Source organism: Streptomyces sp. Y20 (assembly GCF_043195475.1).
Classification (GTDB): domain Bacteria; phylum Actinomycetota; class Actinomycetes; order Streptomycetales; family Streptomycetaceae; genus Streptomyces.
This window is the reverse complement of record NZ_JBIDDP010000004.1, coordinates 270,025-283,643: the sequence shown is the minus strand read 5'-3', so window position 1 is coordinate 283,643 and position 13,619 is coordinate 270,025. Positions and strand designations below refer to the sequence as shown.

Here is a 13,619-nt window from a genome sequence, read left to right as displayed (position 1 = left end):
GCATGGAACGCCGCACCCTCACCCCCCGTCCCGGCTGGCAGCGGACCGTCGAGGCCCAGGGCCTGATCTACCCGCTCACCCGCCACCCCGACGGCTCCCTGCGCCCCTACTGGGACGAGAGCGCCTGCTACGTCTTCACCCTGGAGGAGGTCGAGGCGCTGGAGGAGACCGTCGGCGAACTGCACCGCATGTGCCTCGCGGCGGCCGGGCACATCGTGGCCGAGGACCGGTTCGCCGACCTCGGCATCACCGACCCGCGCGTGGCCGCCGCCGTCGCCGAGTCCTGGCACCGCCGCGGCGAACTCCCCTCCCTCTACGGCCGTTTCGACCTGCGCTACGACGGCACCGGCCCGGCCGAGCTGCTGGAGTACAACGCCGACACCCCGACCTCCCTGGTGGAGGCCGCCTCGGCGCAGTGGTTCTGGATGGAGGACCGCTTCCCCGGCGCCGACCAGTGGAACAGCCTCCACGAGCGGCTGGTCGACGCCTGGCGCGCGCAGGCCGCGCTCCTGCCGCCCGGCAGCCCCCTGCACTTCGCGCACTCCTGCGCCGACGAACTCGGCGAGGACCTGATGACGGTCGCCTATCTGAAGGAGACCGCCGAACAGGCCGGTCTCACCACCGACTGGCTCGCCGTGGAGGAGATCGGCTGGGACAGCCTCTCCGGCCGCTTCGTCGACAACCGGCTCGGCTTCATCCGCGCCCTGTTCAAGCTCTACCCCTGGGAGTGGCTCACCACCGACGCCTTCGGCCGGCACGTCCTGGACACCCTCGACAACGGCGGCGGCACCGGCAGCACCCTGTGGATCGAACCCGCCTGGAAGATGCTGCTGAGCAACAAGGCCCTGCTGGCGATCCTGTGGGAGCTGTACCCCGGCCACCCCAACCTCCTGCCCGCCTACCTGGACGGCCCCCGCGAGCTGGCCCGGTCCGCCGGCTACGTCGCCAAGCCCCTCCTCGGCCGTGAGGGCGAGGGCGTCACCGTGCACGGACCCGGCGCGCCCGCGGCCGTACGGGACGAGCCCTGCTGCTACCAGCGCCTCGCCCCCCTCCCCGCCTTCGACGGCAACCACGTCGTCCTCGGCGCCTGGGTCGTCCGTGACGAGCCGGCCGGGCTCGGCCTGCGCGAGTCCTCGGGCCTGATCACGGACGAGTACGCCCGCTTCCTGCCCCACGTCATCCTCTGACCGCCGGGCCTACCGTGGTCGTGCGCCGAGAGGAACGCTCGTTCTCTCCCGTCCGCCGCCGTCCCGAGGAGGCCGCCGTGCCCGAGACCCGCCCGCCCTGCCCCCCGTTCACCCTGGCGACCGCCCTCCAGAAGGTGCAGGCCGCCGAGGACGCCTGGAACACCCGCGACCCGCACCGGGTGGCCCTGGCCTACACACCCGACTCCGTCTGGCGCAACCGGGACCTGTTCCTCACCGGCCGCGCCGAGATCGTCGCCTTCCTGACCGGGAAGTGGGCCCGGGAACTCGACTACGCGCTGCGCAAGAACCTCTGGTGCTTCCACGACGACCGGATCGCCGTCCGCTTCCAGTACGAGTGGCACGACACCGGCGGCCAGTGGTGGCGCAGCTACGGCAACGAGCTGTGGGAGTTCGACGAGCACGGCCTGATGCGGCGCCGGGAGGCGAGCATCAACGACGTCGCCATCGCCGGGACCGACCGCCGCATCCGGGGCCCCCGGCCCGCAGGCGAGCACGGCGGGGACCTTCCGCTCCGCTGACGGCCACCGGGGCCGCCCCTGTCGCTCGCATGGTGGACGCGCGCCCGTCCCCGCCCGGCGCGCCGGGTAGGCTGACGAGCGGGCCGTGACTGGCGCGCTGGGATGGGACGGACCATCGGGGAGCGGCCCGAGCCGGAAAGAGTGCCGTGCGCCTGGGCCGAACGTGAACGCTGTACGCACGCCGTCCGGAGGTCCCGATGCCCGAGAATTCCGCCCCCCTCTCCACCGAGTCCACGGCCTTCCGCGCCGCCCTCGACGTGGTCCGCGCCGTCGAGCCGCGCGTCGCCGACGCCATCGGCCAGGAGGTCGCCGACCAGCGCGAGATGCTCAAGCTGATCGCCTCCGAGAACTACGCCTCCCCGGCGACCCTGCTCGCCATGGGCAACTGGTTCAGCGACAAGTACGCCGAGGGCACCGTCGGCCGCCGCTTCTACGCCGGCTGCCGCAACGTCGACACGGTCGAGTCCCTCGCCGCCGAGCACGCCCGCGAACTCTTCGGCGCCCGCCACGCCTACGTACAGCCGCACTCCGGCATCGACGCCAACCTCGTCGCCTTCTGGGCCGTCCTCGCCGACCGCGTCGAGGCGCCCTTCCTGGAGAAGACCGGCGTCCGCCAGGTCAACGACCTGACCGAGGCCGACTGGGCCGAGCTGCGCCGGGCCTTCGGCAACCAGCGCATGCTGGGCATGTCCCTGGACGCCGGCGGCCACCTCACCCACGGCTTCCGCCCGAACATCTCCGGCAAGATGTTCGACCAGCGCTCCTACGGCACCGACCCGGCCACCGGCCTCATCGACTACGACGCCCTGCGCGCCCAGGCCCGCGAGTTCAAGCCGCTGATCATCGTCGCCGGCTACTCCGCGTACCCCCGGCTGGTGAACTTCCGGCTCATGCGCGAGATCGCCGACGAGGTCGGCGCCACCCTCATGGTCGACATGGCGCACTTCGCCGGCCTGGTCGCCGGCAAGGTCCTCACCGGTGACTTCGACCCGGTCCCGCACGCCCAGATCGTCACCACGACCACCCACAAGTCCCTGCGCGGCCCGCGCGGCGGCATGGTCCTGTGCGACGACTCCCTCAAGGACCAGGTCGACCGGGGCTGCCCGATGGTCCTGGGCGGCCCGCTGCCGCACGTCATGGCCGCCAAGGCCGTCGCCCTGGCCGAGGCCCGCCGGCCGTCCTTCCAGGACTACGCCCGGCGCATCGTGGACAACTCCCGCGCCCTGGCCGAGGGCCTGATGCGCCGCGGCGCCACCCTGGTCACGGGCGGCACGGACAACCACCTCAACCTGATCGACGTCGCCACCTCCTACGGCCTCACCGGCCGCCAGGCCGAGGCGGCGCTCCTCGACTCGGGCATCGTCACCAACCGCAACGCCATCCCGGCCGACCCGAACGGCGCCTGGTACACCTCCGGCATCCGCGTCGGCACCCCCGCGCTCACCACCCGCGGCCTGGGCACGGCGGAGATGGACGAGGTGGCGGGCCTGATCGACCGCGTCCTGACCACCACCGAGCCGGGCACCACCAAGTCGGGCGCCCCCTCCCGGGCCGCCCACGTCCTGGACGAGAAGGTCGCCGAGGAGATCGCCGGGCGGGCCACCGACCTGGTGGCGGGCTTCCCGCTCTACCCGGAGGTCGACCTGGGCTGAAACGCCCCGGCACCGGCACGGGGAACCGCGCCGCCGGCCCGTCGGGGCCCGCGGTTCCCCACCGCACCGAAGCTCCCGCACTCTCTGCGAGAATGAGCACATGGCCACTGACCGACCCCGCGTGCTCTCCGGAATCCAGCCCACCGCAGGCTCGTTCCACCTCGGCAACTACCTCGGCGCCGTCCGCCAGTGGGTGGCCCTCCAGGAGTCCCACGACGCGTTCTACATGGTCGTCGACCTGCACGCGATCACGGTGCCGCAGGATCCGGCCGAGCTGCGGGCCAACACCCGCCTCGCCGCCGCACAGCTGCTGGCCGCCGGCCTGGACCCGGACCGCTGCACGCTCTTCGTGCAGAGCCACGTCCCCGAGCACGCCCAGCTGGCCTGGGTCATGAACTGCCTCACCGGTTTCGGCGAGGCCAGCCGGATGACCCAGTTCAAGGACAAGTCCGCCCGGCAGGGCGCCGACCGCGCCTCCGTCGGCCTGTTCACCTACCCGGTCCTCCAGGTCGCCGACATCCTGCTGTACCAGGCGAACGAGGTGCCGGTCGGCGAGGACCAGCGCCAGCACATCGAGCTGACCCGCGACCTCGCCGAGCGGTTCAACGGCCGGTTCGGCGCGACGTTCACGATTCCGGAGCCGTACATCCTCCGCGAGACGGCGAAGATCTACGACCTCCAGGACCCGACGGTCAAGATGAGCAAGTCGGCGTCCACGCCGAAGGGCCTCATCAACCTCCTCGACGAGCCGAAGGCCACGGCCAAGAAGGTCAAGAGCGCGGTCACCGACACCGACACGGTGATCCGCTACGACACCGAGAACAAGCCGGGCGTGTCCAACCTCCTCACCATCTACGCCACGCTCACCGGCAAGCCGGTCGCCGAGCTGGAGCGGGAGTACGAGGGCAAGATGTACGGCGCGCTCAAGACCGATCTCGCCGAGATCATGGTCGGGTTCGTGACGCCGTTCCGCGAGCGCACCCAGCAGTACCTGGACGACTCCGAGACGCTGGACTCCATCCTGGCCAAGGGCGCCGAGAAGGCACGCGCCGTCGCCGCCGAGACGCTCGCTCAGGCGTACGACCGCGTGGGGTTCCTCCCGGCCAAGCACTGAGGCGTACGACCGCACACGGGTCCTGCCGGACGGAGCGCTGCACATCACTCGCGGTGCGCCTGCCGACAGGACATCCGTGGCCGTACAGTCGATAGCCGACGGCCGGGACGGGACGGCCGGGAAAACGACGGACGCGACGAAGGAGACGACGTGGGGACCGTAACGATCGGCGTGTCGATCGCGGTCCCGGAGCCTCACGGCAGCCTGCTCCAGGAGCGGCGCGCGGGCTTCGGCGACGCCGCGGCTCACGGCATCCCCACGCACGTCACGCTGCTGCCGCCGACCGAGGTGGACGAGGCCGGCCTGCCGGCCGTCGACGCGCACCTCGGCGAGGTCGCGGCGGCGGTCCGGCCGTTCCCGATGCGGCTGTCCGGCACCGGCACCTTCCGGCCCATGTCGCCGGTGGTCTACGTCTGCGTCGTCCGGGGCGCCGAGACCTGCAACCGGCTGCAGCAGCGGATCCGCGACGCCTCCGGCCCGGTGGCGCGCGAGCTCCAGTTCCCCTATCACCCGCACGTCACCGTGGCCCACGGCATCGACGACGCGGCGATGGACCGCGCCTTCGAGGAACTGGCGGGCTTCGACGCCGAATGGCCGTGCACCGGCTTCGCGCTCTACGAGCAGGGCGCCGACGGGGTGTGGCGCAAGCTGCGCGAATACCCCTTCGGCGGCGCGGTGGTACCGCCGCAGGCCGGCCACGCGGACGTCGGACGCGGCACGCCCGCGGGCCGCTAGCCGGACGTCAGACCTCCAGCCGGCGGTACACCGCGCGCGGCGCGTGCCGCAGTGCCCACATCAGCGGTCGGAGCGCCCCCGGTACCCACACCGTCTCCGAGCGGCGGCGCAGGCCGAGTTCGACGGCGGTGGCGACCGCCTCCGGCGTGGTGGCGAGCGGGGGCCGGTGCCGGCCGGCCGTCCCGCGGGTCCGGACGAACCCGGGGCGTACGACCATGACGCGCACGCCGGTGCCGTGCAGGGCGTCGCCCAGGCCCTGGGCGAAGGTGTCCAGGCCGGCCTTGCTGGAGCCGTAGATGAAGTCGGCGCGGCGGGCGCGTTCGGCGGCGACGGAGGACAGCACGACGAGGGAGCCGTGCCCCTGCGCCTGGAGGGCGCGGCCGGTGATCAGACCCACCGAGACGGCCCCGGTGTAGTTGGTCTGGGCGACCCGCACCGCGCGGACCGGGTCGCGTTCGTCGTGCGCCTGGTCGCCGAGGACACCGAACGCGAGCAGCACCATGTCGACGGCACCTTCGGCGAACACCTTGCCGAGGACACTCTCGTGGGACCCGGGGTCGAGCGCGTCGAAGCCGACGGTGTGCACGTCGGCGCCGAGCGCGCGCAGGCTTCCGGCGGCGTTCTCCAGGGCGACGGAGGGGCGGCCCGCCAGCCACACCGTGCGGGTGCGGCGGGCGATCAGCCGGCGGGCGGTGGCCAGCGCGATCTCGGACGTGCCGCCGAGGACGAGCAGGGAACGGGGCAGTGCGGTGGCATCCTTCATGACAACTGACCGTATCGCCCGGATATGACCGTTCTGGCGAAGAAACGCGGTGTTCACGCTCTCGCGGAGCGGGCATGGTCGGATCATGGACTGGCTGAAGAAGCTCCCCGGCGTCGGGCCGGTGGTCACCCGGCTGACGGCCACGCACGCGTGGCGGTCGTACGAGCGGCTGGACCGGGTGAAGTGGACCCGGCTGGCCGCCGCCATGACGTTCGTCAGCTTCGTGGCCCTGTTCCCGCTGCTGACCGTGGCCGCCGCGGTCACCGCCGCCACGCTCAGCCCCGCCAGTGAGAGGACCGTCGAACACAAGATCGCCGAGCAGTTCCCGGGCCTCTCCGACCAGCTGGACCTGACCTCCCTGGTGGAGAACGCCGGCACCGTCGGCGTCATCGCGGGCGCGGTGCTGCTGTTCACGGGCGTCGGCTGGGTCGGCCAGGTCCGGGACTGCCTGCGCGCGGTGTGGGAACTGCCGGACCGCGAGGAGAACCCCCTCGTCACCAAGGCCAAGGACGCGGGCATCCTGTTCGGATTCGGCGGCGCCCTGCTGGTCACCCTTGCCGCGTCCATCCTCGCCTCGGCCGCCGTCGGCCGGCTGTCCCGGCAGATCGGCCTGGCCGAGCACGGCTGGGGCAGCGTGCTGCTCCAGGTCGTCGCGTTCGCCGTCGCCGTCCTCGCCGACTTCCTGGTCCTGCTCTACGTCCTGACGCTGCTGCCCGGGGTCGAGCCGCCGCGCCGCCGCCTGCTGGTGTCCGCCCTCCTCGGGGCGGTCGGCTTCGAACTGCTGAAGCTGCTGCTCAGCGGCTACGTCCAGGGTGTCGCCGCGAAGAGCATGTACGGCGCGTTCGGCGTCCCCGTGGCCCTGCTGCTGTGGATCAACTTCACGGCCAAGCTGGTGCTGTTCTGCGCCTCCTGGACGGCGACGCCGAGCAAGGAGGCCGCACTCAGTGACGTGTCCGGCGCCGCATCAGCTCGGGCAGCGGCCACCGGCGGTTGACCAGGAACGCCCCGCCGCCGAGCAGCACGAGCAGACCGCCCGCGACGGCCAGCGCGGTCCAGGCGCCGCCGGTACCCGACCCGGTGGGGGCGCTCGCCACCGGCTGCGAACCGGCCCCGCCGATGCCGGACGCCGGCCCGGCGGGCGCTCCGGTGGCCGGCTGCCCGGTGGCCGGCACGGCGCCCCTCGGGGGCACCAGTTCGCCCACCGCATTCACCTTGCCGACCGCCTGGAACCCCCAGTCGAGGAGCTTCGCGCCCTCCTTGTAGACCTCGTTGTGCTCGTGCTTCTCCGGATTCATCACCGTGACCAGCAGGACCTTGCCGCCCCGTTCGGCGACCGCGGTGAGGGTGGCGCCCGCGTGCGTGGTGTTGCCGTTCTTCACACCGGCGATCCCCGGGTAGACGGGGACGTCGGTGTCGCCGCTCAGCAGCCGGTTGGTGTTCTGGATCGTGGCGGACCCGAACGTCGCCCGCACGGTGGAGCAGTACTCGCGGAAGTCCTTCTTCTGGAGCCCGGACCGGGCGAACAGCGTCAGGTCGTACGCCGACGACACCTGCCCCGGCGCGTCGTAGCCGTCGGGGGAGACCACGTGCGTGTCCAGGGCCTGGAGCTGTCCGGCGTGCTCCTGCATGTCCTGCACGGTCCGCGCGATGCCGCCGTTCATCGCGGACAGGGTGCGCACGGCGTCGTTGCCCGAGCGCAGGAACACCCCCAGCCACAGGTCGCGGACGGTGTAGGTGCGCCCCTCCCGCATCCCGACCACGCTGGAGCCGACGCCCATGCCCGCGAGGTCCGACGGGACGACCGTGTGGTGCGTCCCCTTGGGGAAGCGGGGCAGCACGGTGTCCGCGAACAGCATCTTCAGCGTGCTCGCCGGGGGCAGCCGCCAGTGCGCGTTGTGCGCGGCCAGCACCTCACCCGACTCGGCGTCCGAGACGATCCAGGAACGGGCGGTGAGGTCCTTGGGCAGCACGGGCACGCCCGGGGCGAGGTTGACCTGGGTGCCGGGCTGCCCCAGCCGGACGCCGCCCAGGGTGGACATCCGGGCCGGCGGGGTGGCCGTGGGGCTCGGCGTGGGGGCCGGCGAGGCGAGGGCGGCGGGGGCGGTGACGGACAGGGACAGCAGGGTGGCGGAGGTCACCAGCACGGGTCGCCGGCCGGTCCTCTTCGGTGCGGGCACGGTCGAGAACGTACCCGTGCGCACACGGGAAGTCCCGTTTCGCGCCCCACCCCCGACACGGAACCGGACACGGGACAGCGATACTGGGGACATGAAGCTCAGCCGCCCGGTCTCCTGGTTCCTGCTCGCCTTCGGGGTGTGGAGCTGGGTCATCTGGGTCACTTTCGTCAAGAACCTCGTCAAGGACAGCAGCGGGCTCGCCTTCGACGACGGTCACCCGACCGCGTACTTCTGGGTGCACCTGCTGCTGGCGGTCGTCTCCTTCGTATTGGGGACGGTCATCGGGGGCATCGGGTTGCGCGGCCTGCGCGCACTGCGCCGGACGTCATGACGGCAGACCGCCGCGCTCGGTAAGTTCTTCCCCATCCGGTCAGAAAGCCCTTCCCCAGGTGAAACCCGTGTGATTGGGTGAGCCGCGCCACTTGAGGGGAAGTGGCCGATTCGCGCTGGGCCAGGGGCAGGGCCCTGACGGGCCTGGGGAGGGCACCACCGTGCGATCTGTTCGCGTGCGCATTCTCGTGACGCTGCTCGTACTCGCCGTCGTGGGGATCGGCGGCTGGCAGCTGCTGCCGTCGCAGCAGTACAAGAACAGGACCATCACCGTCGGCACCACCGACGCCGTCACCGCGCTCGACCCGGCCGGCGCCTACGACGCCGGCTCCTGGGCGCTGTTCAGCAACGTCTTCCAGTCCCTGCTGACGTTCGAGCCGGCCGGCACCGACCCGGTCCCGGACGCGGCCAGGAGCTGCGCCTTCACGGGCAGCGGGCTGCGGACGTACCGGTGCACGCTGCGTTCCGGGATCACCTTCCCGAGCGGGCGCGCGATGACGGCCGCGGACGTGAAGTTCTCCTTCGACCGGGTCAGGAGGATCAACGACGATGTGGGCCCGGCGTCCCTGTTCGGCACGCTCGCCTCGGTGACCGCCGACAGCGCGGACACCGTCACCTTCCACCTGTCGTCCTCCGACGCGACCTTCCCGCTGAAGGTGGCCACCGGTGCCGGCTCCATCGTGGACAAGGAGAAGTACCCGGCCGGCCGTCTGCGCGAGGACGCCGCCGTCGACGGCACCGGGCCGTACCGGCTGACGGCGTACACCAAGGACCACAAGGCCGACCTCGCGCCGAACACGCACTACAAGGGCTACCTCAGCGGCACCGGACGCCCGGTCGAGCTGCGCTACTACGCCGACTCCGGCGAACTCGACCGCGCCTGGAAGGGCCGCCAGGTCGACGTCGCCACGCGGACCCTGCCGCCCAAGGTGCTCTCCGCGCTCAACCCGAGCGACCCCGGGCAGCGGGTCACCGAGTCCGACAGCGCCGAGACCCGCAACCTGTACCTCAACACCCGCGCCGCCTCCCCGCTGCACGACGTACGGGTGCGCCGCGCGATGGCCTGGCTGGTCGACCGCGAGAAGCTGGCGGCGACCGTGTACGAGGGCACCGTCGACCCGCTGTACTCGCTGATCCCCACCGGTATCACCGGCCACACCACGTCGTTCTTCGACCGGTACCCGGAGCGGAGCACCGACAGGGCGCGGCAACTGCTCACCGAGGCCGGGGTGAGCCTGCCGGTGCGCTTCACCTTCGGTTACGGCGTCGGCCGGGGCGCGAGCGCGGAGGAGGCCAGGGCGCTGAAGAAGCAGCTCGAGGCGAGCGGCCTGTTCACCGTCGACCTCAAGGGCTACGAGTGGACCGACTTCCAGAAGCGCTGGGCCGCCGGGACGATCGACGCCTGGGCGGTCGGCTGGGTCGCCGACTACCCCGACCCGGACACCTTCGGCGCCGCGCTGGTCGGCACCGGTTCCACCATGAGCACCGGCTACAGCAACAAGGCCGTCGACCGTCTCGTCCTGGACAGCCAGCAGTTCGCCGACCGCGGCCGCGCCGCGAACGACTTCCGCGACATCCAGTCCGATGTGGCCGAGGACGTCCCGCTGATCCCGCTGTGGCAGCGCAAGGAGTACGTGGTCAGCACGGAGGACGTCGGGGGCGGCCAGTACCTGACGGACGGCACCGGCGTGTTCCGGCTGTGGCGGCTGGGATGGATCTGATCAGTCGGTCTTCCGCTGCCCGGCCCTGATGATCTGTTCGACGTCGAGTGTGACCCCGGCGCCGATCGAGTCGGGCAGCGTGATCGTCTCACCGGCCGCGTGGACGCGGTGGCTCGCGTACTCGTTCCCGTCGGGCTCCGTGAGCACGTGCAGGCGCTGGTGCTTGCGGTCGACCACGAGGTAGACGGGCACCTTGGCCTCGGCATACGCGCCGACCTTGGTCTTCAGGTCGTCCCGCCAGTTGCTGGAGGTGACCTCCAGGACGAGGCGGAAGCAGATCGGGTCGTAGGCGTTGTTCTCGATGAGGTGGTCGTCGATGTCGGCGTCCACGATCACCAGGTCGGGGATGCAGTAGTCCTCGGCTCCGGTGGGGAGCTTGATGGCGACGCTCTGGAGAACCTCGGTCCCGCCGTCGTCCAGGCCCGCGGCGATGAAGGGGCGCATGAGCTTGGTCAGTGCGCGCGCGTGGGGGGCATCCGGTGAAGGGGTCACGAGGAGGTGGCCTCCGATGATCTCGACGCGGTAGCCCGGATGGCGCTCCATGATCTCGTCGGCGATGGCCGTGAGGGAGAACGGCTCATCGTCGTAGAAGGGCGGCTGCTCGACGGATGCAGCGGACATCGCGTGCCTCCTGGGGGCCGGTGTCGAGGACATCATCGTAAGCAGAGCGGGTGCCGGGCGGCTCGATCGTGCGCGTTCACCCGGAAGTGATCACGCGTCCCGCTTGCGGTCGGGGGACGGGAGTGCCTTCGTCATGCCGGGCAGGAAGTCCGTGAACAGTTCGTGGATCTCCAGGACCAGGGGGCGCAGGACGCGGAAGCGGGCCAGGGAGACGCCGCGCGCGGTCAGCCGGGCGCCCCGTCGCGCCAGGCGGTAGCTGCGTTCGCGGCCCTCCGTGCGGTCGAAGATCCAGTACAGGACCAGGCCCATCTGGGCGAGCCACATCAGCTCGGGGAGGACGTCCCGCAGCTCGGGCGCCACCTTGGACTTCGAACCGGCGAGGACCTCCCGGTGCACGCTGATGGCCGCCTCGCGCGCGTGCTCGCTCTCGGGGGAGAAGGGGCTGAGCGGGCTGTCGGGGTCGGCGGCGTTCTTGAAGAACTGGACCGCGAACTCGTGGTACGGCCGGGCGATGTCCAGCCATACGGTGAGGACGCCCGCGAGCCGCGCCTCCAGGTCGGTCTCCCGGTCCAGCACCTGCCGGACGGCCGCCTGGTGCTCGGCGGCGATCCGGTCGTAGAACCCCTGGATCAGGTGTTCCTTGCCCTCGAAGTAGTAGTAGGCGTTGCCGACGGACACCCCGGCCTCCGTGGCGATGGCCCGCATGGTCGTCTTGTCGTACCCGCGCTCCTGGAACAACCGCATCGCGGTCTCCAGGATCAGCGCACGGGTCTGCTCGGACTTGCTGCTCCGGGGGCCGGCCGCACCGGGGCCGTCGTTCTTCGCTGGCACGGGAGGAGCCTAACGAGTGGCGTGGGCGGCTCATGGCGGCGGCTCAGCCCCGGCGGCCCAGCTGGGGGCGCTTGGTGTAGTCCGTGAAGCCCAGGACGTTGCCCCAGGGGTCGGTGATCTCCACGGCCCAGCCGGTGGCCACCTGGGACACCTCGTCCAGCGGCGGGATCCCCGCGGCGGCCAGTGCCCGGGCCGCCGCCCGCGCGTCCGGCACCTCCAGCCAGATCCGTGCCGACGGCCACGGCGGCGAGCGGTGTCCCAGCTGCTCCTCGGCCTGGAGCAGGATGCCCGGGGTCTCGGCCCCCACCTTCAGCTGGGCGAGCCCGCCCTCGTCGAACCGGAACCCCACGGTGAACCCGGCCCGCTCGTAGAAGGCGACCGCCTCGCCGAGGTCACCGACGGGGAGCAGCACGTTGTCGAAACCGAGCAGTTCGTACGACCCTTCGTCTGACATGTCGTCACATTAGGAGTCCTTCTCCCCGGATGCGAGGAGCCCCACCGCAGCGGACCGCGGTGGGGCTCCTCAGAGGACGGGCCGGCCGTCACTGCGGGAAGTTCGGGTCCAGGTCGGTCTCCGAGGCGCCGCCGGTCGTGATGCCGGTCGCGGTCGCGCGCAGCAGCACGCTCCTGCGGTACAGGTCGCCGGAGAACAGCAGGTCGGCGTCACCGTCCCGGTCGAGATCGCGCAGGCGCACGAAGAGGCCGGCCATCTCGTCCGCGGTGGCGCTGCCCGGCACACCCGCCGTGGCGCGGGTGAACCACTGGGAGCCGGTGCCGGTCAGGCCCTTGCTCCCGCCGCGCAGGACGTGCACGCCGCCCGCGTTGTGGACCGAGCCGGACTCCTCCTCGGGCACGCCCACGGCGAGGTCCGGGTAGCCGTCGCGGTTGGTGTCGCCGGCGGAGAGGGAGTAACCGAAGCGGTCGTTCTTCGTGGCCGCCGTCGCCACCCCCGCGGTGGACTGCGTCAGGCGGTAGGAGGTGCCCGGGCCGCTCGCGCCGCCGCGCAGGACCAGCACGGAACCCGCGCCGTCGTTGTACGGCGTGTCACTGACGGCGAGGTCCCCGTAGCCGTTCTTGTCGAAGTCGGCGATCACTCCGGTGGCGTTGAAGTCCACCTGTGCGGCGTTGTAGGTGGTGTACTTGCCGCGCTTGACGGTGGAGCCGCCCTGCACGAACCAGGCGGCCTGCGTCATCCGGCCGTCCTTGTAGCCCTGGCCGAGCACGTAGAGGTCGGTGGCCTTGTCCTTGTCGACCCTGCCGGCGACGATCGCGGTCGGCTCCAGCACCTCGGCGCCGCTGGGGCTCACCTCCAGCTTGGTCACGCTGCCCGTCGTACCGGACCGGGAGAAGCCGCCCCGGTAGACGTAGAGGGTGCCGGTGGCATCGGTGACGGCCAGGTCCGGTTTGCCGTCGCCGTCGAAGTCGCCGGAGGCGAGGGCCGCGCCGAACGCCGCCTTGGACCGCGCGGGGATGCGGGTGGCCTGCGTGCCGAGACCGGACCTGGCGCCCCACAGGACGGTGACGGCGCCCGCTCCGGCCGTCGTGCCGCTCTTCTCGCTGCCGTCGGCGACGGCGAGGTCGGCGTACCCGTCGCGGTCCAGGTCGGCGTGGGCGAGCTGGTTGCCGAAGCCGTCGGCGTAGCCGCCGGCGTCGCCCGCCGTGCCGGGGATGCCGGGGCTGTCCTGGGTGAAGCGCACCGTCCTCGGGCCCGGCCCGGTCGCCGTGCCGTAGGTGACGGTGACCTCACCGCCCCAGCCGGACGCGTAGTCGCGGTAGCCGTCGCCGTTGAAGTCGTCGGCGTACTTGGCGGGGGTGGCCGCGGCGGCCGGGCCGGCCGCGAGGGCGAGCAGTCCGCCGGTCAGCGAGGCGGCCGTGACCGTCGCGAGGGCGACGGTGAGCTTCCTGTGCGTGCGCATGTGTCTCCTTGATCGCGTACACACAGAAGACCC

General features: G+C 71.9%; 14 protein-coding genes and 1 riboswitch. Of the genes, 8 read left to right on the top strand and 6 right to left on the bottom strand.

Annotation, left to right across the window (positions count from 1 at the left end):
• Positions 1–2 precede the first annotated feature (2 nt).
• The 5 genes from ACGFT1_RS12680 to ACGFT1_RS12660 all read left to right on the top strand — a co-directional run bounded on the left by ACGFT1_RS12680 (position 3) and on the right by ACGFT1_RS12660 (position 5,227).
• The gene (locus ACGFT1_RS12680) at positions 3–1,187 is read left to right on the top strand and encodes a glutathionylspermidine synthase family protein (protein ID WP_373908990.1); all 1,185 of its coding nucleotides are present in this window, start codon (positions 3–5) and stop codon (positions 1,185–1,187) included.
• A 77-nt stretch (positions 1,188–1,264) separates the two neighbouring features.
• Positions 1,265–1,726, top strand: a complete 462-nt coding sequence (locus tag ACGFT1_RS12675; RefSeq protein ID WP_373908989.1) for a nuclear transport factor 2 family protein — start codon at positions 1,265–1,267, stop codon at positions 1,724–1,726.
• A gap of 75 nt (positions 1,727–1,801) precedes the next feature.
• Positions 1,802–1,891, top strand: a riboswitch (ZMP/ZTP riboswitch).
• Between the two features lie 32 nt (positions 1,892–1,923).
• Positions 1,924–3,378: a glycine hydroxymethyltransferase gene (locus ACGFT1_RS12670; protein WP_373908988.1), complete on the top strand. Its 1,455-nt coding sequence runs from the start codon at positions 1,924–1,926 to the stop codon at positions 3,376–3,378.
• Between the two features lie 100 nt (positions 3,379–3,478).
• Positions 3,479–4,492: a tryptophan--tRNA ligase gene (gene trpS / locus ACGFT1_RS12665; protein WP_373908987.1), complete on the top strand. Its 1,014-nt coding sequence runs from the start codon at positions 3,479–3,481 to the stop codon at positions 4,490–4,492.
• A gap of 150 nt (positions 4,493–4,642) precedes the next feature.
• Positions 4,643–5,227, top strand: a complete 585-nt coding sequence (locus ACGFT1_RS12660; RefSeq protein ID WP_373908986.1) for a 2'-5' RNA ligase family protein — start codon at positions 4,643–4,645, stop codon at positions 5,225–5,227.
• A gap of 7 nt (positions 5,228–5,234) precedes the next feature.
• On the opposite strand, the gene ACGFT1_RS12655 is transcribed toward ACGFT1_RS12660, so the two are convergent.
• Positions 5,235–5,990, bottom strand: coding sequence for a decaprenylphospho-beta-D-erythro-pentofuranosid-2-ulose 2-reductase (locus tag ACGFT1_RS12655; RefSeq protein WP_373908985.1), 756 nt, complete (start codon positions 5,988–5,990; stop codon positions 5,235–5,237).
• An 85-nt stretch (positions 5,991–6,075) separates the two neighbouring features.
• Here ACGFT1_RS12655 and ACGFT1_RS12650 point away from each other — a divergent pair, with 85 nt between their 5' ends.
• Positions 6,076–6,984 carry a YihY/virulence factor BrkB family protein gene (locus ACGFT1_RS12650; RefSeq protein WP_373908984.1) on the top strand — a complete coding sequence of 303 codons (909 nt, stop codon included), beginning with the start codon at positions 6,076–6,078 and terminating at the stop codon, positions 6,982–6,984.
• Here the strand turns inward: ACGFT1_RS12650 and ACGFT1_RS12645 are convergent.
• Positions 6,932–8,167 (bottom strand): D-alanyl-D-alanine carboxypeptidase family protein, encoded by a 1,236-nt coding sequence (locus tag ACGFT1_RS12645; protein ID WP_373908983.1) that lies wholly within the window; start codon positions 8,165–8,167, stop codon positions 6,932–6,934. The two genes, ACGFT1_RS12650 and ACGFT1_RS12645, sit on opposite strands and share 53 nt — an antisense overlap.
• A gap of 91 nt (positions 8,168–8,258) precedes the next feature.
• On the opposite strand from ACGFT1_RS12645, the gene ACGFT1_RS12640 reads away from it, so the two are divergent.
• Positions 8,259–8,498 carry an SCO4848 family membrane protein gene (locus tag ACGFT1_RS12640; RefSeq protein ID WP_373908982.1) on the top strand — a complete coding sequence of 80 codons (240 nt, stop codon included), beginning with the start codon at positions 8,259–8,261 and terminating at the stop codon, positions 8,496–8,498.
• 175 nt (positions 8,499–8,673) lie between these two features.
• Positions 8,674–10,218 carry an ABC transporter substrate-binding protein gene (locus ACGFT1_RS12635; protein ID WP_373908981.1) on the top strand — a complete coding sequence of 515 codons (1,545 nt, stop codon included), beginning with the start codon at positions 8,674–8,676 and terminating at the stop codon, positions 10,216–10,218.
• Here the strand turns inward: ACGFT1_RS12635 and ACGFT1_RS12630 are convergent, their stop codons facing one another.
• From ACGFT1_RS12630 to ACGFT1_RS12615, 4 genes are all read right to left on the bottom strand, one after another.
• A complete protein-coding gene (locus ACGFT1_RS12630) occupies positions 10,219–10,839 on the bottom strand; it encodes a Uma2 family endonuclease (RefSeq protein ID WP_373908980.1) in 621 nt (206 codons plus the stop codon).
• Between the two features lie 90 nt (positions 10,840–10,929).
• Positions 10,930–11,670, bottom strand: a complete 741-nt coding sequence (locus ACGFT1_RS12625; protein ID WP_373908979.1) for a TetR/AcrR family transcriptional regulator — start codon at positions 11,668–11,670, stop codon at positions 10,930–10,932.
• Positions 11,671–11,713: 43 nt separating this feature from the next.
• Complete coding sequence (locus ACGFT1_RS12620; protein ID WP_373908978.1) at positions 11,714–12,124, bottom strand: VOC family protein; 411 nt, start codon at positions 12,122–12,124, stop codon at positions 11,714–11,716.
• Between the two features lie 88 nt (positions 12,125–12,212).
• On the bottom strand, positions 12,213–13,586 hold the full coding sequence (locus ACGFT1_RS12615) for an FG-GAP and VCBS repeat-containing protein (protein WP_373908977.1): 1,374 nt from the start codon (positions 13,584–13,586) through the stop codon (positions 12,213–12,215).
• Positions 13,587–13,619 lie beyond the last annotated feature (33 nt).